The 24512-nt window shown below is 41.1% G+C and carries 20 protein-coding genes; 7 read left to right on the forward strand and 13 right to left on the reverse strand.

Translation table 11 applies throughout. The annotated features are described in order from the left end of the window. Nucleotides 1–50 precede the first annotated feature (50 nt). The 3 genes from minE to minC are packed head-to-tail and all read right to left on the reverse strand — an operon-like array spanning nucleotide 51 to nucleotide 1832. Nucleotides 51–311 carry a cell division topological specificity factor MinE gene (gene minE / locus QSH61_RS20450; RefSeq protein ID WP_010372964.1) on the reverse strand — a complete coding sequence of 87 codons (261 nt, stop codon included), beginning with the start codon at nucleotides 309–311 and terminating at the stop codon, nucleotides 51–53. Nucleotide 312: 1 nt separating this feature from the next. After that, nucleotides 313–1122, reverse strand: coding sequence for a septum site-determining protein MinD (gene minD / locus QSH61_RS20455; protein ID WP_010372960.1), 810 nt, complete (start codon nucleotides 1120–1122; stop codon nucleotides 313–315). 5 nt (nucleotides 1123–1127) lie between these two features. Beyond that, a complete protein-coding gene (gene minC, locus QSH61_RS20460) occupies nucleotides 1128–1832 on the reverse strand; it encodes a septum site-determining protein MinC (RefSeq protein WP_010372958.1) in 705 nt (234 codons plus the stop codon). 135 nt (nucleotides 1833–1967) lie between these two features. Between minC and QSH61_RS20465 the strand changes: the two genes are divergently transcribed. Beyond that, nucleotides 1968–2249, forward strand: a complete 282-nt coding sequence (locus QSH61_RS20465; RefSeq protein WP_010605401.1) for a YcgL domain-containing protein — start codon at nucleotides 1968–1970, stop codon at nucleotides 2247–2249. Beyond that, nucleotides 2246–3262: a lytic murein transglycosylase gene (locus tag QSH61_RS20470; RefSeq protein WP_206472000.1), complete on the forward strand. Its 1017-nt coding sequence runs from the start codon at nucleotides 2246–2248 to the stop codon at nucleotides 3260–3262. The genes QSH61_RS20465 and QSH61_RS20470 overlap by 4 nt, the downstream gene beginning before the upstream one ends. Nucleotides 3263–3457: 195 nt before the next feature. Here QSH61_RS20470 and QSH61_RS20475 read toward each other — a convergent pair whose 3' ends face one another. Genes QSH61_RS20475 through QSH61_RS20485 form a run of 3 tightly spaced genes read right to left on the reverse strand, consistent with a single transcriptional unit; the run spans nucleotide 3458 to nucleotide 6356 of the window. Further along, entirely contained in the window at nucleotides 3458–4456 is a 999-nt protein-coding gene (locus tag QSH61_RS20475; protein ID WP_010372949.1) for a cytochrome d ubiquinol oxidase subunit II, read from the reverse strand. Next, complete coding sequence (locus tag QSH61_RS20480) at nucleotides 4449–5795, reverse strand: cytochrome ubiquinol oxidase subunit I (protein ID WP_039495168.1); 1347 nt, start codon at nucleotides 5793–5795, stop codon at nucleotides 4449–4451. The genes QSH61_RS20475 and QSH61_RS20480 overlap by 8 nt, the downstream gene beginning before the upstream one ends. A 15-nt stretch (nucleotides 5796–5810) precedes the next feature. Beyond that, nucleotides 5811–6356 (reverse strand): GbsR/MarR family transcriptional regulator, encoded by a 546-nt coding sequence (locus tag QSH61_RS20485; RefSeq protein WP_010605404.1) that lies wholly within the window; start codon nucleotides 6354–6356, stop codon nucleotides 5811–5813. A gap of 249 nt (nucleotides 6357–6605) precedes the next feature. Between QSH61_RS20485 and QSH61_RS20490 the strand changes: the two genes are divergently transcribed. The 4 genes from QSH61_RS20490 (at nucleotide 6606) to QSH61_RS20505 (ending at nucleotide 14073) form a co-directional block, all read left to right on the forward strand. Then, the gene (locus QSH61_RS20490; protein WP_010605405.1) at nucleotides 6606–7790 is read left to right on the forward strand and encodes an alkaline phosphatase family protein; all 1185 of its coding nucleotides are present in this window, start codon (nucleotides 6606–6608) and stop codon (nucleotides 7788–7790) included. A 475-nt stretch (nucleotides 7791–8265) separates the two neighbouring features. Continuing rightward, nucleotides 8266–9855: a sensor domain-containing diguanylate cyclase gene (locus tag QSH61_RS20495; protein WP_206472001.1), complete on the forward strand. Its 1590-nt coding sequence runs from the start codon at nucleotides 8266–8268 to the stop codon at nucleotides 9853–9855. A gap of 93 nt (nucleotides 9856–9948) precedes the next feature. Continuing rightward, a complete protein-coding gene (locus QSH61_RS20500; RefSeq protein ID WP_102058047.1) occupies nucleotides 9949–11352 on the forward strand; it encodes a YfcC family protein in 1404 nt (467 codons plus the stop codon). A 174-nt stretch (nucleotides 11353–11526) separates the two neighbouring features. Further along, a complete protein-coding gene (locus QSH61_RS20505) occupies nucleotides 11527–14073 on the forward strand; it encodes a putative bifunctional diguanylate cyclase/phosphodiesterase (RefSeq protein ID WP_102058048.1) in 2547 nt (848 codons plus the stop codon). A 55-nt stretch (nucleotides 14074–14128) separates the two neighbouring features. Here the strand turns inward: QSH61_RS20505 and hemH are convergent, their stop codons facing one another. Beyond that, nucleotides 14129–15148 (reverse strand): ferrochelatase, encoded by a 1020-nt coding sequence (hemH, locus tag QSH61_RS20510; protein WP_174169225.1) that lies wholly within the window; start codon nucleotides 15146–15148, stop codon nucleotides 14129–14131. 236 nt (nucleotides 15149–15384) lie between these two features. On the opposite strand from hemH, the gene QSH61_RS20515 reads away from it, so the two are divergent. Then, the gene (locus QSH61_RS20515; RefSeq protein ID WP_174169224.1) at nucleotides 15385–16938 is read left to right on the forward strand and encodes a methyl-accepting chemotaxis protein; all 1554 of its coding nucleotides are present in this window, start codon (nucleotides 15385–15387) and stop codon (nucleotides 16936–16938) included. 100 nt (nucleotides 16939–17038) lie between these two features. Here QSH61_RS20515 and QSH61_RS20520 read toward each other — a convergent pair whose 3' ends face one another. The 6 genes from QSH61_RS20520 to QSH61_RS20545 all read right to left on the reverse strand — a co-directional run bounded on the left by QSH61_RS20520 (nucleotide 17039) and on the right by QSH61_RS20545 (nucleotide 24449). Then, the gene (locus QSH61_RS20520) at nucleotides 17039–18505 is read right to left on the reverse strand and encodes a S41 family peptidase (protein ID WP_286124306.1); all 1467 of its coding nucleotides are present in this window, start codon (nucleotides 18503–18505) and stop codon (nucleotides 17039–17041) included. 85 nt (nucleotides 18506–18590) lie between these two features. Further along, nucleotides 18591–19850: a sensor histidine kinase gene (locus QSH61_RS20525; protein ID WP_206472002.1), complete on the reverse strand. Its 1260-nt coding sequence runs from the start codon at nucleotides 19848–19850 to the stop codon at nucleotides 18591–18593. Next, a complete protein-coding gene (locus QSH61_RS20530) occupies nucleotides 19847–20551 on the reverse strand; it encodes a response regulator transcription factor (protein WP_174169221.1) in 705 nt (234 codons plus the stop codon). The genes QSH61_RS20525 and QSH61_RS20530 overlap by 4 nt, the downstream gene beginning before the upstream one ends. Nucleotides 20552–20587: 36 nt before the next feature. Continuing rightward, nucleotides 20588–21796 (reverse strand): tyrosine-type recombinase/integrase, encoded by a 1209-nt coding sequence (locus QSH61_RS20535; RefSeq protein WP_102058052.1) that lies wholly within the window; start codon nucleotides 21794–21796, stop codon nucleotides 20588–20590. 180 nt (nucleotides 21797–21976) lie between these two features. Next, the gene (locus tag QSH61_RS20540; protein ID WP_174169215.1) at nucleotides 21977–23209 is read right to left on the reverse strand and encodes a DUF642 domain-containing protein; all 1233 of its coding nucleotides are present in this window, start codon (nucleotides 23207–23209) and stop codon (nucleotides 21977–21979) included. A gap of 253 nt (nucleotides 23210–23462) precedes the next feature. After that, nucleotides 23463–24449, reverse strand: coding sequence for a substrate-binding domain-containing protein (locus QSH61_RS20545; protein WP_206472063.1), 987 nt, complete (start codon nucleotides 24447–24449; stop codon nucleotides 23463–23465). Nucleotides 24450–24512: the final 63 nt, after the last annotated feature.

The following is a 24512-nucleotide window of genomic DNA, read 5'->3' on the forward strand; positions in this document are numbered from 1 at the left end:
GAAATAAATAAGGGCTATAGAAATAGCCCTTATTACATTTACTCAAACTGTTACTTTTCATCATCAGGTAGAGTAACGTTCAATTCTAATACTGCTAAGTCATCCTCGTTTTGTTCAAACTGGACGTTGACAGCATCCGAATCTACTTTCACATATTTACGAATAACATCGAGGATATCTTGCTTAAGTTGTGGTAAGTAGTCAGGTGTACCACGCTTTGAGCGTTCGTGCGCAACGATGATTTGCAGTCGCTCTTTCGCTAATGATGCGCTATTTTTTTTCTCAGAACGAAAATAATCTAGTAATGACACCTTACCCTCCAAAGATCCGTTTGAAGATACCTTTCTTCTCAACTTGTAAGAAGCGGAAATCAACGACTTCACCTAATAAGCGGTTAATTGCATCGCTGTATGCTTGGCCTGCATCAGACTCTTGGTCTAAGATAACCGGTTGACCTGAGTTCGACGCATTAAGTACTGCTTTTGATTCAGGTATTACACCTAGTAAGTCAATCGCTAGAATTTCTTTTACATCGTCTACCGACAACATTTCACCGCTATCTACCCGCTCTGGGTTATAACGTGTAAGCAATAGGTGTTCCTTAACCGGCTCTAGGCCCATTTCAGCGCGCTTCGACTTGCTTTGTAGAATACCTAAAATACGGTCTGAGTCACGAACGGATGAAACTTCAGGGTTAGTTGCTACCACGGCTTCATCTGCGAAGTACAATGCCATCATTGCGCCTGCCTCAATACCTGCAGGGGAATCACAAATGATGAAATCAAATTCTTCTTTCATCTCATTTAACACGCGCTCAACCCCTTCTCGAGTGAGGGCGTCTTTATCACGAGTCTGAGAAGCTGGAAGAATATAAAGTTTTTCAACGCGCTTATCTTTAATCAATGCTTGATTTAAATTTGCTTCACCGTTGATAACGTTGACAAAATCATAAACAACGCGACGCTCGCATCCCATGATTAAGTCGAGGTTTCTAAGACCAATATCAAAATCGACAATGGCTGTTTTATAACCCTTTAGCGCTAAGCCAGTACCAATTGCTGCACTTGACGTTGTTTTACCAACACCGCCTTTACCTGAAGTTACGACAATAATTTTTGCCATCTGATTTATCCTTTGACCAAAGCTGTAATTTTTAATGATTCGTCTTGTTGTGTTATTTGAGCAGCTTGACCCCAGTGTTCACCTTGCAGCGAATCACTGATCCAATAACTCCCGTTTATAGACACCAGCTCAGCTTCTAAGCGCTGACAGAATATACTCGTGTCTTCTTGGCCTTGCGCACCTGCGATTGCACGACCACGTAAAGTACCGTAAATGTGCACGTTACCATCGGCGATAACTTCTGCACCATGACTTACAGCACCTAGCACGATCAGATCACGGTCTTTAGCATAAATTTGCTGACCACTACGTACCGTTCCGTTCACAATTTGAGCAGGAAGATAAACTTGTTTTTCTACTACTTCTGCTGCTTGAGATTGTGATGGGGTACTCGGTTGCACATCCCTTGAATAGTTTAGTACAGAAAACCCGGCTTCTTTGGCTAAGTCGTGCTGACTTTGAGTACCGCTACACACACCCACTGGATTGAGCTGTAAATCGACCAGTGTTTGCTTTAACTCTTTGAATTCTACAGTTTGCTCCTGAACATCAGCTAAATTAACGACAATTGGTGCACCTTGAAAAAATTTAGGCGCTTGCGAAATTTTGCTATCAAGATCTTGCCTTAATTTGGTCAGATCTAAAGAAAACAACTGCAGCACAGAGAGTGTAAATAGATTTCCTTTTAGTTCGAATGTTTGATTTGCCATATGTACTCAAATTTCTGTTACAACCGCCGCTAAAGCCTTATCTAGCTGACTTTAGCGCGTAGTAAAACTTTCCACAACTTACTAATAGCATGGTATAGTGACCGCCCATGATTAGCAAGAATTTATAGGCTTATAATGCTCACTGCCATATACAAAAGTCCAAAAAAAGCGGATACCTATCTTTTTGTAACTAAAAGAGATGATTTTTCCAATGTCCCTGCACCGTTAATGGAAACTTTCGGCACTCCTACCTATGTCATGATTATTGACCTTGCGAGAAGAACAAAATTGGGAATTGCTGATCTTGAAACGGTTAAGCAAAAATTAACTGACGATGGGTTTTACTTGCAACTTCCACCGCATACAGAAAGCTTGCTTGATGAATTTAGAAAGCAAAACGGAGTAACAGATTCGTGATAAAAAAAATTTCCCTACTAGTAGCCTCAGTTTGCTTGTCCACATCAGTCTTTGCTAATACTCAAGCGAAGTTTGATGAATACCTCAAAAACTTAAAACAAGAAGCGATTGACAAGGGCTATACACAACAATTAGTTGATGAGGCTTTTGCAACAGCAGTATTTAAGGAAAAGGTGATTAAGGCTGATAAATCCCAGCCAGAAATTGTCGAAACACTAGAAACTTATTTACCCAAGCGCGTCCCTGAATGGAAAATCCAACAGGCTCGCAAACTCTACAAAGAACACCAAGAATCTTTAGAAAAAATAGCAAAAGAATATGGCGTACAGGCACGGTTTATTGTTGCCCTGTGGGGCCTTGAAAGCAACTTTGGTCGTATTCAAGGCGGCTATCCAGTCATTAGTGCGTTAGTGACGCTTGCTTTTGATGGTCGTCGAGAAGCTTTGTATAAAAGTCAGTTGTGGGCTGCGCTGGATATTTTAAGAGATGGTCACATCGGTCTGGATGATTTCAAAGGATCGTGGGCAGGAGCAATGGGTCAAACTCAGTTTATGCCAACTTCATTTACGTCTTATGCTGTCGATTATAATAAAGATGGTCGTAAGGACATTTGGACGACACAAGAAGATGCTTTTGCGTCAATAGCCAATTACCTGAAAAGTGTGGGCTGGAACGACGATCTCACTTGGGGTCGCCAAGTTAAGCTACCTGAAGGTTTTGACAATAGCTACATTTTAAAGCGTGGTACTAAAACGCACAGCGAATGGTTAAAAGAGTGGAGTAAATCAGAGCGTTCATTGCAGGAGTGGCAAGCGCTTGGTCTTCGTAGGATGGATGGCACTGACTTGCCAAAAGTGAATATCACAGCCGCTTTAGTGATGCCAGATGACGCCAATGGCCGGATGTACTTGGCTTATGACAATTACAAGGCTTTAATGAATTGGAATAGATCTTATTACTTTGCCTCAAGCGTTGGATATTTATCTGACAGAATAGGTTACCCAAAGATTTAGCCACAAAGTCAGACTTAGCCCGCTCGAATAGCGGGATTTTTTATGCCTATTTATTGGATGATAAAGCTTGCTTCGCAGGCATTAGATTTGCAGTAAACAAAAAAGACATATAGCAAAGACGAGTAGTATTCATAAAGCAATAAAAAAGGCAGCGTCCAACTCGCTGCCTTTTGGTTGGGCTAATGTATGCAAGTGTCAATAGTAGGACAAAGGTTGAACCTTGCCCCAAAAGACTCGGTACGAAAATAGTGTATATGCAATTAAGGTCGGCACCACAATGACTACGCCATATAATAAGAAAGTAAGAGCCGATGCGTCAGCGACCGCTTCGAAGATGGTTAGCTTGCCTGGCACTACGAATGGGTAAAAGCTATAAACTAAGCCGAAGAAGCAAAGCACAAAGATAAATGCTGAAATCAGGAACGGTAACCAAGCACCATTATCCGGCGACTTTGGTAGTTTCTGTAACACAAGTTCTAAAATTACAAAGAGCGACAAGCAAATAATCGGGGCTGGTAATACGACTAAGGCCATCGGGAGGTCAAACCAACGCTCATAGATCCACTCATTAATCGCTGGGTTGATGATAGAAACGAGCAACACCCCAACAAAGGCTACTCTCGCAAATTTTTTGCACCAGCTAATCGCATCTTGCTGCAATTGCCCTTCACACTTCATAATTAGCCATGCAGAACCAATCAAGCCATACGCGCAGACAACGCCAATTCCACTAAAGACCGCAAATGCATGGGCTAGAGGGGTATTTTCAAAGCCTATAACATAAAGCCCCAGCATATACCCTTGCGCAAATGATGTGAGTAGTGACCCAAATTTAAATACTTTGTCCCAGCGCCTTTGGCGTTTAACTCTCGCTTTTGCTCTGAAATCAAAAGCGACACCACGCATAATTAAGCCAAAGAGTAAAAACACAACAGGAATGTAGAGCGCCTGCAAGATCATACTATGGGCTTGAGGAAATGCGATAAATGCGAGGCCTACAGCTAAAACTAACCACGTTTCATTAGCATCCCAAAATGGACCGATAGAGGCTATCATAGTGTCTGCGGTTTCTTTATCGTCCAGCGGGATCATCATGCCAACGCCAAGGTCGTAACCATCTAATATTGCATAAACAAGCACAGCGAGTGCCATCAAACCGGCATAGATGAGAGATAGATATTCCGGATTAAACACGAGTCACCTCCTCAGCAAATTCCTTCATGTCGTACTCTTCCACTTCTACAGACTTGCTAGCAGTGTGGAACAAAGTGCGAATATAAGCGTACAGTAAGATTGCATATATCGTCAGATAGCCAATGAGTGTAAATAAGACGTTTTCTGAGGCAATTGTTGTGACTGCATCTTCAACTCTTAAGATACCACTGACGATATAAGGTTGGCGGCCAATTTCTGTGACATACCAGCCTGCGAGGGTAGCCACCCAGCCTGAGAAAGTCATCGCAACAAGCGTTTTCAGTTGCCACTTCGGTAACTCGCCCTTTTTCCATAATGTAAAACGAGTGACAAACGCAACTAAGATCATCAGCATGCCCATCCCAACCATGATTCTAAAACCGAAAAAGACGGGCTTAACAGGTGGGTGTTCACCTTTAAATTCATTAAGCCCTTTAATTTCACCGTTAACGTCGTGGGTAAGAATAAAACTTGCCATGTTAGGAATACCGAGCGCAAAGTCGTTGCGTCTTTCTTCCTCATTCGGAATTGCGAATAATAGTAGTGGTGCACCTTTCTCTGTTTCCCAAACCCCTTCCATTGCTGCAATTTTTTGTGGTTGATGTTTTAGCGTATTTAGGCCATGCAAATCGCCAACGAAAGCCTGCAATGGAGTAAGCAGGGCCGCAACTGTTAACGCAACGGTTAGCGCCTTTTTGGGGGCATGTTTTTCGTCGTTTTTCAGCATCCGATACGCACTGACACCAGCTATCAAAAATGAAGCCGTCAGTGCACTAGCTAGTAGCATATGGAAGAAGCGATAACCGAATGAAGGATTGAAAATAACTTCAAACCAGTCCGTGGGATATACGATACCGTCTCTAAGTTCAAAGCCCGTCGGGGTTTGCATCCAACTATTCAAAGACAGGATCCAAAATGCGGAAAGCGTTGTACCAATGGCGACGATAAAAGTGGCTAAAGTATGTATTTTAGGTGGTACGCGCTTCATGCCAAACAACATGATCCCTAAAAATGTTGCTTCCATAAAAAATGCGGTCAATACTTCATAACCGAGCAAGGGACCTGCAATATTGCCGACTTTCTCCATAAAACCGGGCCAGTTTGTACCAAACTGAAACGACATAGTAATGCCGCTTACGACACCGAGTGCAAAGGTCAATGCAAAAATTTTGACCCAAAAGCGATAAGCTCTTAACCAAACCGGGTGTTCGGTTAGGTCATACTTGAGTTTAAAAAACGCCAGAAACCAAGCTAACGCGATGGTTATCGTGGGAAAGAGAATATGAAAACTAATATTTGCTGCGAATTGTATTCGCGACAACAACAACGTATCAAGCATGACGCACCTCGCACTTTAAGACTTACGTAATAATTTATCCTTTAAATCTATTACTTTACTCACAGAAGAACCGAGCTTCATCAACGATTGCAATTGCTCTGGTGATAGGCGTTGAAGTTCCGCTGACCACTTAGTGACGGTTTCAAGTAGGTCATGAATGGATTGCATTTGCTGCTGTGCATACACTTCTTCTGGTGAGTTGGCGCTATCTAGGATTTGGTCACGAAGTAGAGTTAGTGTTGGGTCGATTTCCCTTTTTCTTCTCTCTTCAAATACGCGGTTAGCGAGATCCCAAATAGAGCCGTTTGGAGAGTAGTATTCTTTACGGTCGCCGGGAATATGATGCACCTTAACTAGTTGCCAAGATTGCAATTCTTTTATTCCCATACTCACGTTACCGCGTGAAATTTTTAACGCATCGGCGATTTCGTTCGCTGTTAATGGTTTTTCATTAATAACCAACAAACCAACCATTTGTCCTATAGTTCTGTTGAAACCCCAACGGCTTCCCATTTCGCCGCAATGAAGTACAAAATTTTCTATTTTTGGTGATAAGTTCATTGTTCTAAACTTTCAGTAATTATTGAAACTTTAATATAAAGGTCACTTTGACTTAGATCAAGCATTAATTAAGCTCAACTACAACATAGTGAAAGTTAACCTTCCCCGAATATCTATAATTGCCATCCACTGACCGCAAATCAATATAAATTTCAAATCATTGTGATTTAATGCGGCCACAATCACACGGATTATGCTGCACAGCCTCCTACTTTTGCAGCGGTACTCACATGACACGGGAATTTATACATGTTAAGAATCCTCCTTTTCACCTTATCTATCTTTAGTTGCACTGCTTTTGCTGAGCGCGCGACAACCATATTGATCTCCATTGATGGGTTTAGATGGGATTACATTGAAAAACACGATGCAAAGAATATTGCAAATCTTGCGAAGCAGGGCGTCCGCGCGACTAAGCTATGGCCTCAATATCCGACTAAGACATTTCCGAATCACTTATCTATTGTTACGGGTTTAAAACCAATCAATCATGGCATTGTCGATAATTACTTTTGTGATAAGAAGCGTGAAGAGTGTTATAAGATGGGAATGGGTAAAGTGGATAGCTCGTGGATAAGTGGTATTCCGTTATGGAATCTTGTAAAAATGCACGGGTATAAGTCTGCCGCGTATTTCTGGCCTGAATCAGACGCTAGAATCAATGGTATGACGCCTGACTATTACTATCACTATTCAAAACAAGCTGATTACAAGAACCGTCTAAATGAAATACACAACTGGCTAAAATTACCAAAAAGCGAAAAACCATTGTTTGTCGCCAGCTACTTTTCTCTAGTGGATACCATGGGTCATGAATACGGACCAGATCATGAAAAAACGAGAGAAGCGGTACAATTTGTTGATGGCTTAATTGGAGATTTTGTCGCTGTTTTGAAAAGGGACAAAATTAAAGTGAACTTAGTACTCGTTTCTGACCACGGTATGGCAAGCGTAGAGCCAAGCAAAGCCGTGATCCTCGAAGAGCTAGATATACCTGAAGATTGGACGATAAAAAATAGCGGAACGAGGGTGTCACTTTATGCGTTAGGTGATAAAGTCCTTGAAACAGAGACGCTTATACAGCAGTTACGTAAAAAAGCGAATGGTCGTTATAAAGTATTAAATCGTGAGCGAAAACTGCAATTAAATGGCGGTGAGTCTTCTCGTATCGGTGACATTATCCTGCAAGCAAAAGCGCCTATTGTCTTTATGCAAAAAGGCAAGCAAGGCTATTATGGTACGCATGGGTATGAGGTGACACCTGATATGGCCGCATTTTTTGTCGCAAGTGGCCCTGCCTTTAAATCGGGTGTAACGATAGAACAAGCTAGCAATTTAGAAGTTTACCCAACACTTACACACATTATGGGGCTTAAGCCACTTAATGAGCTTGATAGTAGGGGGGAAAACCTATTAAAGCTGGTTAGGCAGTAAAACAGGCCATTTATTGTGTTCAGAGCCGATAAATAACGAGGCTCTGAACAAAAGCAGTAAAGCGCGCTACTTTTTATTGGAAGCCTTCATTAATCGTTTTGCTAAAGCAAAGACAATATAGACAAGAACCAAGGAATTAAGGACAAGCAATGCATCTTTATCAGATACGAACATCCATATCGCCGCGAGTGCAAGGCAAGCAAGTGTAAAGTGGCCAACTAGTGGATTGGTAGTCTTTTTCTTCATTAGAACTTCGCTGTATTTATGTTCAGATTATTTTACACCTGATAGCTGAGACAATACCAATAATCCGTTCAAAAAACTAAATATTTTTGGCTATGTGGTTATAATACCGGCACACAGAATGTGCACGTTCTTATTCGTTATTGGTCTGACCAGAAGTTTGATATAGATTAACTGTTTCATTCAAACGAATAGCTAAAATGTCATGGAAGTACATTAAAGAGAATTCTTAGTGGTACAAATAAATAAAGCAAAACATTGGTTAGACCTCAAAAAGCTCATACTCATTCTTGCCACATTATGCGTATTTACTTCGTTGCTAAACGCTCTGTTCTCAAGCTACCAAGTTCAAAAGCAAGTGATGGTAAAAGATACCTTGGAGGCAAATCGCGCTTATGCAACTAAGCTCGCGGATGTTACTGATCTCTTTTTACAATCAGTTTTGATGCAATTAAAAGCGTCGAGCGAAACTATCGCCTCGGAGCTAGATAACCCAGAGTTGGTCGATAACGAACTTAAGCAAATGCTTACTCGAACTCATAGTTTTGATTCAATCGTGCTAGTCAACGCCGATGGAGAAATTGTCGGTGCTCAACCCAGTTCACTCGGTGTTGTTGGGACTACGCTTATAAATGAAGCCGAAACATCGCCACTTCGTAAACAGGCACCTTTCATTGTAGGGCCATTTATCTCTCCCGCCGGAAATTTGATGGTGAGCCCAACACACCCAATGTTTGATAGAGAAGGTAAATTTGTCGGCTTTATCGCAGCTGGGATTTATCTAAAAGGAGATAATATCTTAGGGCGGCTTCTTGCTAACCACCATCATAAGGACAAAACCTATATTTTTGTTACTGGGCCAAATGGTAAACTTATTTATCATCATGACGATCATCGAATAGGACAAGATGTCACTGAAAATGAAGTTGTTGGGTCTCTGCTTAATAAAGTTTCAGGGTCAGCACAAGTGATAAATACCCAAGGCGTTGCGATGCTTGCGGGCTATGCTCTGGTTCCCACAAGTGGTTGGGGCGTAGTAGCACAACGTCCGTTAGAAGTTACCATGTCGCACCTTTCTAATACTATGCGGCACGTACTCAAAACTACCATTCCATTTACTGTACTTTTGTTAATTTGTGTACTTGGACTCGGAACCTTAATAGCAAAGCCCCTATGGCGATTAGCTAAGTTATCAGAGCAAGTGCAAGATGGTAGAAACATAGATTTTCCACATGTATCTACATGGTATTATGAAGCCGCATGGCTTTATCAGGCAATGCACAGCAGTGTTAAGAACTTAGGAGCACAGATCCAACGCTTTGACGATGAAAGAAAGCAAGATCAGCTTACTCATTTATTCAATAGACGAGGAATGGAAAAGTGGCTGGAGACTGCCTATGAGCAGCAAACTCCGTTTAGTATTATTGCGCTCGATATCGATCACTTCAAACATGTGAATGATACTTACGGCCACGATGTTGGTGATGTAGTAATCAGAAAACTCGCCGAGCTGATGCGCACTAATGCACGTGAACAAGATCACTTATGTCGTAGCGGTGGAGAAGAGTTTTTAATGTTTTTGCCATATGTAGACATTGATAAAGCAGACATAATTGCAGAACGCTTGCGTGCATGTACCGCTGAAACTGAGTTTGGTGAAGCTGGGCATATTACGATTTCACTTGGTATCTCTCACTGGCCGCTGTGCTCTGAGGATTTGCATCATGCACTTAAACTTGCAGACAGAAGTCTATATCAGGCGAAAGCAAACGGCAGGAACCGTGTTGAACATGCCGTTTTAGCCAATCACAATGTAGCATAATTGGAAATTTGATATTAAAAAGTGAAATTTGCTCCGAATATCGGTAAGATGCGTTGCAATTTTACCGTTACCAAATTTGGAGCTGTACTTTCCATGGCAAAAACATTGAAAGTTCCTCATACACTAGTCCTGCTACTAGGTATGATGCTAATTGCATTACTGTCGACTTGGATTATTCCACAAGGCTTTTTTGATACTGCAACTACTGACTCTGGCAGGCAGGTTGTGCTTGCTGGTACCTACCATATTGCAGAAGAGTCTGTTCATCTTACACCTTGGGATCTGCTAAAAGCTATTCCTCGTGCGTTTGCTGCTGCGCAAGACGTAATCTTTTTCGTTATGATTGTTGGTGGTGTACTCGCAATCGCACGTGCAACAGGCACCGTTGATGCGTTGATCGGTCGTTTACTTGAGAAAAATGGCGATAAACCACAAAAACTCATTTTTATGGTAGTGTTCTGTTTTGCAATCGCGTCAAGCGCTATTGGTACAGCAGGCGAATACATCCCGTTTGTGCTGATTTTAGTTGCACTCTGTAAAGCAATGAAGCTGGATGCCATGACCGCTGTTGGTATGATCATTGCCGGCTATGGTATTGGTTACGGTGTCTCGGCATTCAACCCATTTACGGTATTAATTGCTCAGCAAATTGCTGAAGTACCAGTCTATTCGGGCATATGGTTGAGATTTGCTATTTTTGTTCCATTTGTACTGATTGGCTTTCATCATGTATGGAGCTATACAAAAAAGGTACAGCAAAACCCTGAGCACTCTATGATGAAAGACGTGCCTTGCCCACTGGCAGGTCAGGCTGCGCCAAGCTATCCGCAGCTTAATGGTCGTCATAGAACGATTCTACTTACCTTCATTGTTACGCTTGTCTGTGCGGTTTGGGGTATTGCGACTCAAGGATGGTATCTCTACGAACTAGGTGGCTTATTTATCGCCTGGGGTATCGTTATTTCAATTCTTGGTAAACTTTCAGCTGATGAAGCCGCAAACCGATTTATCGAAGGAGTCTCAGATCTTGTTACTACTGCAGTGCTTATTGGTGTAGCTCGCGGTATTGCACTAATTCTAGAGGATGGTCAAATTCTTCATACGATTGTACATGGTCTTTCAACACCACTTTCTTATGTCGCTGCGGAAGTTTCAGCTGTTGGTATGTTACTTATCCAAACGCTTTTAAATATGTTCATACCTTCGGGCTCTGGTCAGGCTTATGTTACCATGCCATTGATGGTTCCAGTAGGTGACCTAGTTGGTGTACCAAGGCAAGTTGCAGTACTTGCGTATCAGTTTGGTGATGGTTTCTCAAACATGATAGTACCGACCAATGCAGTATTAATGGGGATACTCGGCATGGCTGGCGTCCCATATACCCATTGGTTTAGATTCTGTATGCCGTTAATGGCTAAACTCATGGTAGCAGCGGCAACTGTATTGGTACTCGCTGTGATGTTTGGTTATGGCTTGGACGTGCAACCACAACTGTAGATAAACAAATTTTCTTCTTAGATAGCGCCAATCGGCGCTATCTTGCTTTTACTAGACTCAATTTCTTTTCAAAAAGCAAATTTATTGATCTGTATTTATATTCTATGTAGTTTAATAAGCTATTATTATTTATTAAACAAAAATCTTGGTCGAGAATTAGCCATACAGACTTCTATGAATTTAACGTTTAGCCATTTTTACAATTTAACATCCACTAATCAGCGATATCAATTTGCATTGAAACAGCTGTTTGAACGGTTTGATGCGGATCATTGTTTTGTGGGTAAGTTTATCGATAACGATAAGCGCGTAAAGACCGTTATGTACCTGGCGGATGGTAAAGAAGTCGATAATATTATTTATGACCTAGAAGGGACGCCGTGTTTTGATGCTAAAGCAAGTAACGAAGTTTGCAGTGTTACCAGTGGCTTGCAACAACTTTATGAAGAAGATGAAATTCTTCGTGTTCTTAGTATAGAGGGGTATTTAGGGGTAACGCTAAGGGCCTTAGATCACAAACCAATAGGAATAATGGTCTGTTTGTTTAATAAAGAAAAACAAGTCAGCTTTGAAGAAAAATTGTGGTTTCAAGAGTTAGGACACCTGATCTCAACGGAGCTTAACCACAATTTAGAATTGACTAAACAAGGTATTTTACTAAAGCAACTTGCAAAAGGTGAGCAAATAGCGGACCTATGCACATGGACATGGCAACTTAAACAAAATAAGCACTACTTTTCCCCCCACCTAAATCATCTACTTAAGACAAAAGCTCATTCTCCGTCGCTGTCATTATTGCTCGATAAACTCACGATAGAAGATAGTGAAAGGCTGCGGATTGCATTAGAAAAAGTGAGGTTAGGTGCCGTTCGCAATACTGATTTGCAAGTTTCATTGGCCGCTCGCACGGAAAATCATGGGTTATTAAGAATTATTGGGCAAGTAGAGTCTGATGAGCAGCATAGCGATGAGTTTGTATTCACTGCGACTATTCAAGATATTAGCTATATTTCATCGCTAAATAAACAGCTCGAACTCACTAATGTTGTGTTCGAGCATGCTACAGAAGCCATTATGATCACCAATAATGAAAATAAAATCATTATGGTGAATCGTGCTTTTGAGCGGCTAACGGGTTATACCGGCTACGAATTATTGGGCCAAGACCCCGCGGTGTTATCATCTGGTAAGCAAGATAAATCATTCTATGAAGCCATGTGGGCATCATTGAGCACGGTTGGCCATTGGAAAGGAGAGATCCACAACCGTCGCAAGAACGGTCAGATTTATCCTGAGGAATTAACACTGAGTGTGGTGAAGGATGAGCAAGGTCGAGTTGCTAACTACGTCGGCATTTTTAGAGATATTACCGAATGGAAGCGTAACGAGTCTCAACTTACCTTCTACGCCAACCATGAACCATTAACAGCATTATTAAATCGCCGCAGTTTTATGCAGCGATTGGAAGAACAAATATCGGGCTCTAGAAGTAACAATACCAGTTGTTCACTGCTTTTCATTGGCTTAGACAGGTTTAAAGAAGTGAACGATGTTTTTGGTCCGGAGATTGGCGATAAGGTACTTATTTCTGTAGCTAAACGATTAAAAAATGCAGTTCGCCAAAATGATATTATCGCAAGATATGGTGGTGATGAATTTGCGCTATTGCTCACTCATAGCGATGTAGAAAGCGCGCTTAAAATTGCTCAAAAGCTTTCACTGAAACTTTCTCAGCCCTATGTATTTAATGAAATTACTATAGAAGTCACTTGTTCTACAGGTATTGCACAGCTCGAGGCTGGCTCTCGGATCACCGCGGCTAACTTACTCAGAAACGCAGCGCATGCACTCAATAGCGTGAAAAAGACCGAGCGCGGACAGGTAGCCTTACACAATGCGGCAATTCAAAATGCCTATTTAAATAAAATAAAGCTTAAAGACAAGTTAAAGCAGGCACTGAAAGAAGGAGCGCTTACTGTTTATTATCAACCGATCGTTAATGCTGATACCAACCACATCACAAAGTTTGAAGCCCTAGTACGTTGGTTTGATGATGAATACGGAATGGTATCACCAGGTACTTTCATTCCTATTGCTGAAGAATTTGGTCTTATTCATTTAGTTGGACAGTTTGTACTTGAGCGTAGTTGCCAAGACTTAGCAAAGATCCACCAAGCTGGTTTTACAGAGGTTGGGATCTCTATTAACCGTTCCGTTAGTGAGTTTAAAGCCAGTATTAATCAGGTGAAGTTAATTACCAGTGCCATCGAAAAAGCAAAGATCCCGTATGAAGCAATTACCATTGAAGTTACCGAATCGCTTGCTACAAATCGCTATACTTGGAAAACGCTTAATCAACTGAGAGAACATGGGATCAAGGTTTCGCTTGATGATTTTTGTACTGGCTATTCATCATTAAGTAACTTGATAGAAAATCAGGTGGATTACCTAAAAATAGACAAAAGCTTTGTCGACAGCCTGATGTCTGATTACAACAAACAAGTAATGATTGACTGCCTCATTAAGCTCAGTGATAAGTTGGGAATTGGTGTGATAGCCGAAGGGGTAGAGCAGTTTACTCAACTCGAAAAATTACGAGAGCTCGGTTGTCATCACATTCAAGGATTCTTTTACAGTCCCGCAAAACCAATAGATGCCTGTCTTGAGCTACTCACAACAGACGCTTTTGCTGAACAAACACAAAGTGCGTTAGAAAAATAAAGGTGTGATATTTTGATATCACACCTAAAAATAGCAGATTGCTTCTGCGTCTTTATTACAGCAGTGGTTTTATCAGCGCTGTGATCGCTTTAATGTGATCATCACGGTCGTTTAGTGCGGGAATATAGCGATACTTTTCGCCGCCAGCAGACTCAAATACCTCTCGGTTTTCAACTTCTAACTCTTCGAGTGTTTCTAAGCAGTCTGCACTAAAAGCCGGACTTAAAATAGCGACGTTTTTAATACCTTGACTGGGAAAACTCTCAAGTGTTTTGTCCGTATAAGGTTGTAACCATTCTGCTTTACCAAAACGACTTTGAAAGGTAGTTATTACTTTTTCTTTATCAAGATTAAGTTTTTCAACGACTAAGCGAGTCGTTTGCTGACAAAAACAGTGATACGGGTCGCCTCTATCTAAAAATAGCTTTGGTGTACCATGATATGAAAATACCAATTTATCCGGCTCCCCATTCGCCTCAAGATCTTCGCTAATGGAATTAGCTAAAGATTCGACATAGAGCGGATGTTTGTGATAGCCATTAATAAAATGTAGCTCTGGTACCCAGCGCCAACCTCTTAGCACCTTTGAGATCTGATCAAAGGTTGAGCCTGTCGTTGCACTGGAATATTGAGGATATAGTGGCACGATGATAATTCTTGTGATGCCTTTTTCTCTTAATTTCTCAAGCCCTGATTCAATTGACGGGTTGCCATAGCGCATGGCGAGTTCAACTTCGATGTTTTCAAAACCTTCACTGCGTAACTGCTTCTTTATTTTATCAGTTTGCGCTCGACTAATGGTTATCAACGGGGAGCCCTCATCGGTCCAAATTGATTGATAGGCATGTGCTGACTTTTTAGGGCGAACACGTAAAATTATGCCATGTAAAATCATTAACCAAATTAGCCTTGGAATTTCGACTATACGGGGATCGGAGAGAAACTCCGCAAGATAAACTCTAAGTGCCTTAGCCGTCGGTGCATCCGGGCTACCTAAATTCGTAATAAGAATGCCCGTTTTGGAATTAAATCGGCCTTCATGGGGATTATCTGTAATGGCTGAAAAGCGAGACACTTAACGCTCCTTAGATTATCATTTTATTAGGGTTATTTTACAAGAAAGGCTATACGGGAGTAAGCCTAATTTCGATCTAAACTGGCATAAATCAATTTGCGCCTAAAATTAACTCACACTATAGTTGTAATTATCGTTAATTAATCCCTTCTCTATTGCTATTCATGGATTGAGGGCGTATTTTTCTGCAAATATTTAAGGGAAAATCAATTTTTTGTTAGTTTTGGACTTGTCTAATGAGAACCAACCACCCAGTAACCCAAAGAGAAAAAACCTTTCCTCGCGATGTAAAACTCATCTCCGTCACTGATCTGAAAGGAAATATTATTGACTGCAATCAAGCGTTTGTTGATGTTAGTGGATTTTCTCGTGATGAGTTAGTTGGTCAACCTCATAATATAGTACGACATCCAGATATGCCACCTGTGGCGTTTCAAACAATGTGGACGCAGCTTAAAACAGGCAAGCCATGGATGGGGATCGTAAAAAACCGCTGTAAAAATGGTGATCACTACTGGGTAGATGCCTATGTAACGCCAATAACAGAAAATGGCAAAATCATTGGCTATGAGTCGGTTAGAAGCTGCCCAGACAGGGCTACGGTTGAACGGGCAAGTCAACTTTATACAAACGTAAATACTAATAAAGGAAGCAGTTTCGGTCTTCCCAAATTACGCGTGGTTTGGCCAGTCTTTAACATCATCTCATCACTGGCACTTTGGTATTTTGCTTCTGAGTCTGCAGGATTTTTTTGGTTGATGGCAAATATGCTGGCATATTCAGCCTATGCAACTTGGCGCGATAAAGAACAGCTGAGAAGACTAGAATCTGAGTTGGCGCACAGTTTTTGCGATGAGATATCTGAGCAAGTTTATTCGACTTGGGATGGTACTATGGCATCAATCCAAGTCCGCTTAAAGAGCGAAAGGGCACACCTAGATACAATTCTTACGCGTGTTGAACATGCGGCGCAAAACGTATCTAAAGGAGCGCATACGGCGAGTAAAGAAGCGCGAGCCACCTATGCTGATTTACAAAAGCAGCAAACTGAGACTGAGCTTGTTGCCACAGCAATGAATGAAATGACAACAACCATCAACGATGTCTCTAACAGCGTGCAACTGAGTGCTAAAGATGCTCAGAACTCCCTTGATTTGACTTCTCAAACAGAACAGATCGCTAATAAAACTAAAATTGCTTTTGGTGATTTAAGTAATACCATTGCTGACATCCGCAATTCTGTTGAAGGTGTCTCTAAACAAACTGATAAAATTGCAGCAGCCGCACAAATTATCGAACAAATCGCTGAGCAAACTAATTTGCTAGCACTAAATGCAGCAATTGAAGCTGCGCGAGCTGGTGAGCAAGGTAGGGGCTTTGCAGTAGTTGCTGATGAAGTTAGACATCTAGCACAGCGCACACAAGAGTCGACGAAAGAGATCCATGCAATTATTGAAGAACTAACCAGCAGCACACAAGCGTCAGTAGACATTGCTCAGCAAGGCCAAGAAGAATCGCTTCACGGTATTGAACAGCTGAATCAAAGCACCGATATGCTACAACAAATCACCCAAGCGGTTATCCAAATTAGTGATATGTCGATGCAAATTGCAACTTCGGTTGAGCAACAAGCGGCCGTGTCTGATGACATTAATCAGCAAGTCGTAAACATTGCACAGCTTGCAAACAACAGCCTAGATAGCGCGGACAAAGTGCATCAAGAGAGTAAAGACCTAGAATCGACTGCTAAAGAAATGCACGAGTTGATTGTTCGTTTTAAGCGTAAGTGATGCTATTTAGTTGAGTTAAATGTAGTAGTTCAATCCATCGTTTTTTTGCTAAAATCCTTAAATGATAAAAAGGACATCGGTGGATGTCCTTTTTTCATAGTTAAGGCTCATAGCTTAGTAGTGACAATACTTTTTCAATCGCCGCATCTTTGTTCTCTTTTCTAAATGTGATGTCGAAGGGATCGACTTCAACGTCAACAGGAACACCTAGCACTTCCACATTCAAATCCAAACTATTTTCATAGTACTCATTACTAAGCTCATAAATCCAACCATTAGGCAGCATCCGTGGAAAAGTATCAGAGGTAGCACCAGCTGTAGCGCGTCCTACCAGTGTTACTTGAGGGAGCGCAGACATCGCCAACGCAAAGGTTTCGCCAGCACTGAAAGTACCGTTTGAGGTTAGAAGATAAATATCTTTAAGATAATATGGCCTGTCATTATCAGGCTCTGCATAAACCGATGTCAGCTGATGCAACGCCCCATCATAAAATGTACTAATATCCCAAACAAGCGTATTTTGTGAGATAAAGCGCTTGATTAATTCTAGTGCTTGTATGTCATGGCCACCTTCATTATCGCGAATATCAATAATCAGCTGATTAGTACGGGATAAGTCTGTGAAAATTTCATCCAGTAAATCGTTGAAAGCCGCATTGGCATAACTAATATCTTGACGCTCAATACCTGCTACATCAATAAAGTTTTGAAAATGATAGAGTTTCAAATAACCAATATGTTGACCACCAGTGTTAATCACTCCCCAATTAGGGCCATTCGGACTTTGCTGTTTACGTATTATAAAGTCTTGCTTTGTCTCTTGATCCAGATATTGTGCAATCGTCATTTGTAGTTGATTCGTTTGCGTTTCAATATATTTTTCAGCAGGCTCACCAGTCAAGTTTAGATCAACTGCTTCTCGTTCTAACCTTTTGAATAGGGTAGGTTTAGCTTCAAAATTTATCGGTTCTTCTTCAAGGCTAAAATAAAGCCTGGTGTGACCATCATTTAGTAGTTCAAGTATTTCACGAAATACGCCTAGTAGGTTTGTCTCATTGGCATCACTTAGCTGCCCAGCATACTGGTTATAAACAGCGTCCCAATCTACATTACGCTCAGAGAAAAATGCATAGTGATTTTTCATATCCAGCCAAAAAAGTTCAAAGATTGCCTGTGCGTCAAAGGTATAGTCACTTTTATCTGAGGTAGATATAAATCCGTCTTTACAGACTTCATCGAGACTGGATATTTCAGTGTATTTTACAGGGCCAGAATCGTAGGGTCGTTTATAGGTAAGCAAGCCTGCACTTTTGGCGCTAAACGCATCAAATAACGGAAGAGGGTCTAATGTCAGAATTGGATAGCAAGAGGAGCCTGTTACTTGCCAGGTCACTAGACGCTCATCAACTATTTGTTTTATTTCACCATAATGTTCCGAATACCAAAGCTCATTTCTTTGCGTTTGTTGAACAACCTCTACGCTGCTTTTATTTTCGTCAAAGTGGCAACCAGCAAGGCCGATACACAAGATTAAAGTGATCGGTCTTAAGTTGAATTTTTTCATCATAACTTCCTATCGATTAAAATATGAAGTTATTTTAAAGTGTAAGTAGTGATTTGATTGTCGCGGATTTGTCAGGGGTTTGTCATAGTTAATAGATCAACATTGGGGACAAATTGATAGTTAGACATGCGCCACCGAGTTCACTTCTGCTTACCGAGACCTCAGCGTCATAGTTCAATAAAGTTTCTTTTACGATGGTCAAGCCAAGGCCTGCACCCCGTCTTCTTCCTGAGCGACTTTCATCTACCGTAAAAAAGGCTTGGAAGACTAACTCATGTTTATCTTCTGCAATGCCAATGCCATCATCTTCCACAGTTAAGAGAAGTTGAGCGTTACATAAACTTAGTGAAACACGGATCTGCTCGACTGCAAATTTATCAGCATTAACAATTAAGTTATGAAGCACGCGTTTAACATCTGTTTGGCAGGCTCTTATCCATACTGAGTTTGGACAATTTATAATTATAGGGTGATTACAATACTTTTCTAAAGTGACGATGTATTCATTAATTAGTGTACTCAAATCAAAATTGGAAACGCTGGTCTTTGCGGAAAACTGTTCTACTTTACTGAACTCCAAAATCTCATGCACCAGCATTTCAAGCTCTTCACATTCCTCAAATAACTCTCGAACCAGATTTTTGTTCTTTGGTGGAACATCAAGCAACTCAAGCTTGAGCTGAAGTCGGAATAATGGCGTTTTGAGCTCGTGAGATACGGCTCTGATCATATTCCTTTGCTGTGCAAAGGCAAACTCTAATTTTTCAGCCATTTGATTAAAGGCGTAATTGACACGTCCGACTGCTAAAAGTCCGGTATCAGCACGTTTAGATAACAATCCTTGTGCAATTAATTTACTAGCATGTTCTAACCTAGAAAGTCGAAATTGCAACCAAAGTGAGTGCAACAAAAATAGGACTAGGATTAGTCCTAAGGGTAAACCATACTGAATAAAATTGAGGATCGCCCCTGCAGAGCCTTGCACTCCAAGCGCAGAAAACGCTATTAACTCTTTACCTTGTATTTTTGCGATTACGGTTTGTAATTCCTCATCATAAACGTTTTCGATGACTAACTTAGTCGTTTGCTCAAATGCAGGTCTATCTAGTGTCTGTACTTTTAGATTACTTTTTTCTGAGATCTGGGCAAGTAAAGCTTGCCACTGAGCATCATCCAAGCCAGGGCGAGCTGCATCTAAAGCATAAACATAGGCTAGATAATCAAGCTCTACATCCTTTTTCAGCTCTTTTGAGAAATAACTTGTAGCTAGAGAAGTCAAAAAGGGATTTATCACTAAAAACAAACTAGCAAAGAGTAAGCTTGCAAATGCAAAACGTATGCTTGTCATTCAGTTTCCTTGCTATTTACAAAAATATATCCTTTCCCTCTTACAGTGATGAGGTGTTGATAGGGCATTTCATCACCGATAATCTTTCTTATCTTCATGATTTTATTGTCAACTGTACGATCGAAACCATCAAATGAGCGGCCGTACAGCTGAGTTGAAATCTGGTCGCGACTTAGAATAGAGTCAACATTAGACGCCAAAAAATGGAATAATGTGTATTCACTGTCTGAGAGACCAAGCGGTATACCATCTTGGCTTGCTTGCCTTGTCGATGAGTTAAATGAGAAGGGGCCAACACGGATCACGTGCCCGTTTTGCTGTTTATTCTCACTTTCTTCTGCTAGGCGAACTAGTTTTCGAAATCTCGCTAGGATAATTCGTGGGTTGACTGGCTTATGAATAAAGTCATCAGCCCCCATTTCTAATAGCGTAATTTCGTCTATATCATCGTGACTCGCGGTTAACACAATCAATTTACCATTGTACCTGTTTTGTAGTGACCTGCAGATCTCGAAACCATCTTTATTTGGCAACATCAAATCAAGCAATACAAAATCCGGCTGAAGTTGCAGGACATGCGCCAATCCGCTCACTCCATCATTTTGGATACTCACGATAAAACCATGTTTTTCAAAGAAGCGCCTAAGCAGTTCCGCAAGGCCTAAGTCATCTTCAATTATTACCAATGATCTTGAGCTCATATATACTCCTTAAAATCCAGACCGAACGCTCTGAGCCTAAATCTTCCGTTTCAAACCCGATTTGGCGCGTTCTTTAATATTGGTTTGAATATAAATTTGATCTGTTGTTGCGATTTTAGCGTGACCTAAATCTTCAGATAGGTGTTTTAGCGGGCGGTGTTGCGCATCATGCGTTGCACCTGTATGTCTTAGCCAGTGTGAAGTTGCGGCTTCGAGTTGCTCTGACTCTTCTGTAAAGCCATCTTCCTTTAGTTTAGCCACTGCTAAGTCAAAACTTTGCTGAACAATACGGCGTAATTGACGAACATTCATACCGCCTTGGCCCCTTAGTTTATGAACAATTGGGTAGGGCTCATCAACGCGAGGTAGGGCGCTTAACCCCCGGTACTGCCGGTAACGCTTTAAATAACTGATAAAGTCTTCGCTAAGCGTTACATCCCTTAGCTTATTGCCTTTACCCATAATTCTTAGGTACCAAAAGTCATCTTGATCTTGCCAAAAGTGGCTCATTACTGGTGACCAATGAGGGCGGTCAGATAGCTCTGAAATGCGTAAATACAAGCCTTTTAAGCAAGCTAATACGAAAAGATTTCTTTCTAGGTCCGGCTGCTGTTCACTTAAATCACGTGTTACACCAAAAACATATTCCCATTGCAAATCACTCAGCGTATCAGGAAGGTTGATTTGCGATTGAACCACTAAATACGGGCTATTTTTCTTAACCACTGGAACAAAGTTAGCAAATGATTTTTCTTCTAAAATGGCAAACTTGTAAAACACATTGAGCGCGGTAAACATTGCTGCCAACGTTTGCTGGCTAGCACCGTTTTCTTTGAGAACAAATGGCCGCCAATTTTCGTTAACCTGACGGATACCTTGGTTTTGCTTATAACGCCACTGCACAGAAGTTTGTGTCCATGCGTTATCTGGCTCTACCACAAAATCCACATATGCCTCGATGTCTTCGCGTTTTAGCTCAAACACTGACTTCTCAGCAACCAGCCACGACCATAAATAAAAGCGCTCAAGCTCATTACGAAAGCGGTTAAAAGTTGCTTCAGACTTACGACCGTAAACATACAAAAACTGAAATAGGAACTGTAGCTCGCTATGTACCGGTATTGATTTACCTTGACGAGCCAAGAATTTTTCCAGCTCTGGATATTCATGCCCAAGCGTATCATCTTCAAGATGGGCGATTTGATACCTAAGCTGCTTTAAGGTGTCGACCAATGGTAAAATCATGATAAGTCCGATATTGGTTAGTATTGGACATATTATAGTGACATCTGCACATATTATGCAATACTGTGTAGATAAGCCTATAATTTACGTTATGTTAAATAGGTAGGTCGCGTCAAAGCGCCAAAACGAAAAAAGCGAGGGTTTTCCCTCGCCTTGTCTACAGTCTACTTGTTTCTTAATTTATTCGCAGTAGTTGGCTACGTACGTTAAGTCGTTGATGTGCTCAGGGCCATCCATTACAAAGGTTGCTTCTGCAGTGTTTGGATCTAGTGTGTAGATCTTCGCGTCTTCACCTGAGTTACGGCCAGATACGTATAAGGTGCCGTCTGAGCTTACTGCTAAACCCGATGCCCAATTTACACCATGCTCGCCAACGAGATCTAAAGACATGTCGCCTTTATCTAGCGTGTAAAGTGCTTTACCTGTTAGTACGTAAATCACGTTAGTATCTGCTGAATAAGCGATATCACCGTGTGAGAAGTCGTCACCTGCATAGCTTAGTTTTCCAAGCACTGTTTTTGCGCCTGTTTGCATATCAAACTCATAAAGATAAGTTTTGCTGCTTGCAAGTAATTTAGTACCGTCTGGCGTTACTGCTGAACGGTATAATGGCCATGAAACTGCATTAGCAGCTAAAGTCTGCTCTGCACTATCTAGTGAAACCTTCCAAAGTGATGAAGCTTTAGATGCACTGTCGTTTTGTTCCATAAAGTAAAGTGCACCATTGTGCGCAGCAATGTTTGAAGCTGTATTAGCGACGCCATCAACGTATGCATAGGTACCATTAACCATGTCGAATTTATAAACATAGCTATTGCTGTCTTCACCAAAGTTATTGATGCCATACACGCCTACTTTACAAGTTACTGGAGGCTCTGGAGGTGTAACGTCTTCCTCTTCTGTTACGACTACGTTGTCTAGTAACGCACCATATGAGTCAGAAGTGCCTAACCCCTGAAAGCGTAATTGTGTCGAACTACCAGTCGCTTCAACCGTATACTCGTACTTTGTCCAGCCTCGGGTCGTTGCATTCATCGTCACTAGTGTGTTGTCACCAAACCATGCACGTGCACGATTAGTTGAGTTATTGTTTACCACTCGAGGCGAGTAATAAAAACTCACTTTATACTTTTTTCCAGCCGTTGTTGGGATATTCTGGTAGATTGTATAATTTGCAGTTGAGTCAAGCTCTAGGTATTGATTGCCGTTTTGAGGCACGATAATACCAAGGCTTTGCTTTTGAATTTCGAATCTGGCACCTTCTCTATTCCAACCTTGGAGGTTGTCAAATAACGCCCAATCACCAGAAATATTGCCTGATGTTTCAAACGAGCCGTTAACGACTAAATTGTCGGCAGCACTTGCTGTACCAACAACTGATATTAACGCTAAGGTTGTAAAGTTAAGTTTCATAGCCACTCCAATAAAATAGAGTTAATGTAAATTTTTTGTTTACAATAACATCACTTAATATACTACCATTGTCGTATTTATTGGGTCGGCGGTCAATGAGTAACCGAAAAACCAGATTTTATGATGTTTTACGTCTCTAAATAGACTTTTTAATTGGTACTTTAGTATTGTTTTCTTGGCGTGGAAAATAGATGTCGAAACCTATCCGTCATTTTGACCGAGACTAGGGTTTCGTATAACAAAGTCATTAAAGCTAATGGTTAACGGTACATTTAAGAGCGTTTGTTTGGTTGCAGTAATGAAAGTCTAAGTAGTAGTTGTCCTTGGAAGGTGACTGGCCAAGAGCTATCGTATTGTAAAGTAATTCCGCTCCTTTTCGGCCCATTTCGAAGGGGTTTTGGCCAATATTGATTGTTGAAAGTCCCTTTTCCAAAGCTTTAAGTTGCATCTCTTCTGTATCTGCGGAAATGATCACAGCATTGTTATTTTTGATCTTCTCTTTGTATGGTAATACGCGTTCAATATAATTAGAGTGAAATTGAGCGAAGCCAGCGACAGCAATAAAAATCGGGGGATTTTCATAACTTAGCAAGGTCAATAGTTGGCTTATCGCATCTTCGCGTTTACCCATTGTGTAAAGTGGGCATCGTTCGTACTCTTGCCACCCTTGCTTGAGATCATTCTCTGTTTTTGTAAGGTTGTCTATTGTATGTGTAGAGAGTGCATATCTAATGCCATTGATTCTTTTATCCAAATTAGGTGTTGAGTGATGACCTGTTTGAATACAAAACGATTGAAGCGCGGCCTTTTTATAAGGTTTAGCGGCTTCTCCAAGTGCAACACCAAATGCAAAGTTATCGGTTCCTACATAGGCGAGACGGTAATCTTTATGCTCTGTTAAAAGGTCAGAGTCAAAAGTGATCACTGGTATCTTCAATTGCTTTGCCTTTTTGAGTGAACGTGACACGAGATAGTTTGAATCGGTAGTTGATATTAATAACCCGTCTACCTTTTTACTCAATAGTTCATTAATGATTAGGCTTTGCGTTCTAAAATCTTGATAGTCGTCTGCACCATCGTAGATACACTCTACATTTGGATGTTGTTTCGCAAAGTCTACACACCCTTTATACGATTGTTCATAAAAGGTGTCATTTTTAGTTTTGCCTACAACCGCGATGGTTATTTCCGCTTGAGTACTTTGGCTCAGTATCGCAAACAATATTAGCCCAAATACCAAGGTACAACGGGAGAATAGATTTTCCTTTAACTTCATGTTTAGAGTGAAATAATTTTCTTAAAC

The sequence above is a fragment of the Pseudoalteromonas sp. JC3 genome, from assembly GCF_030291895.1.
GTDB lineage: Bacteria > Pseudomonadota > Gammaproteobacteria > Enterobacterales > Alteromonadaceae > Pseudoalteromonas.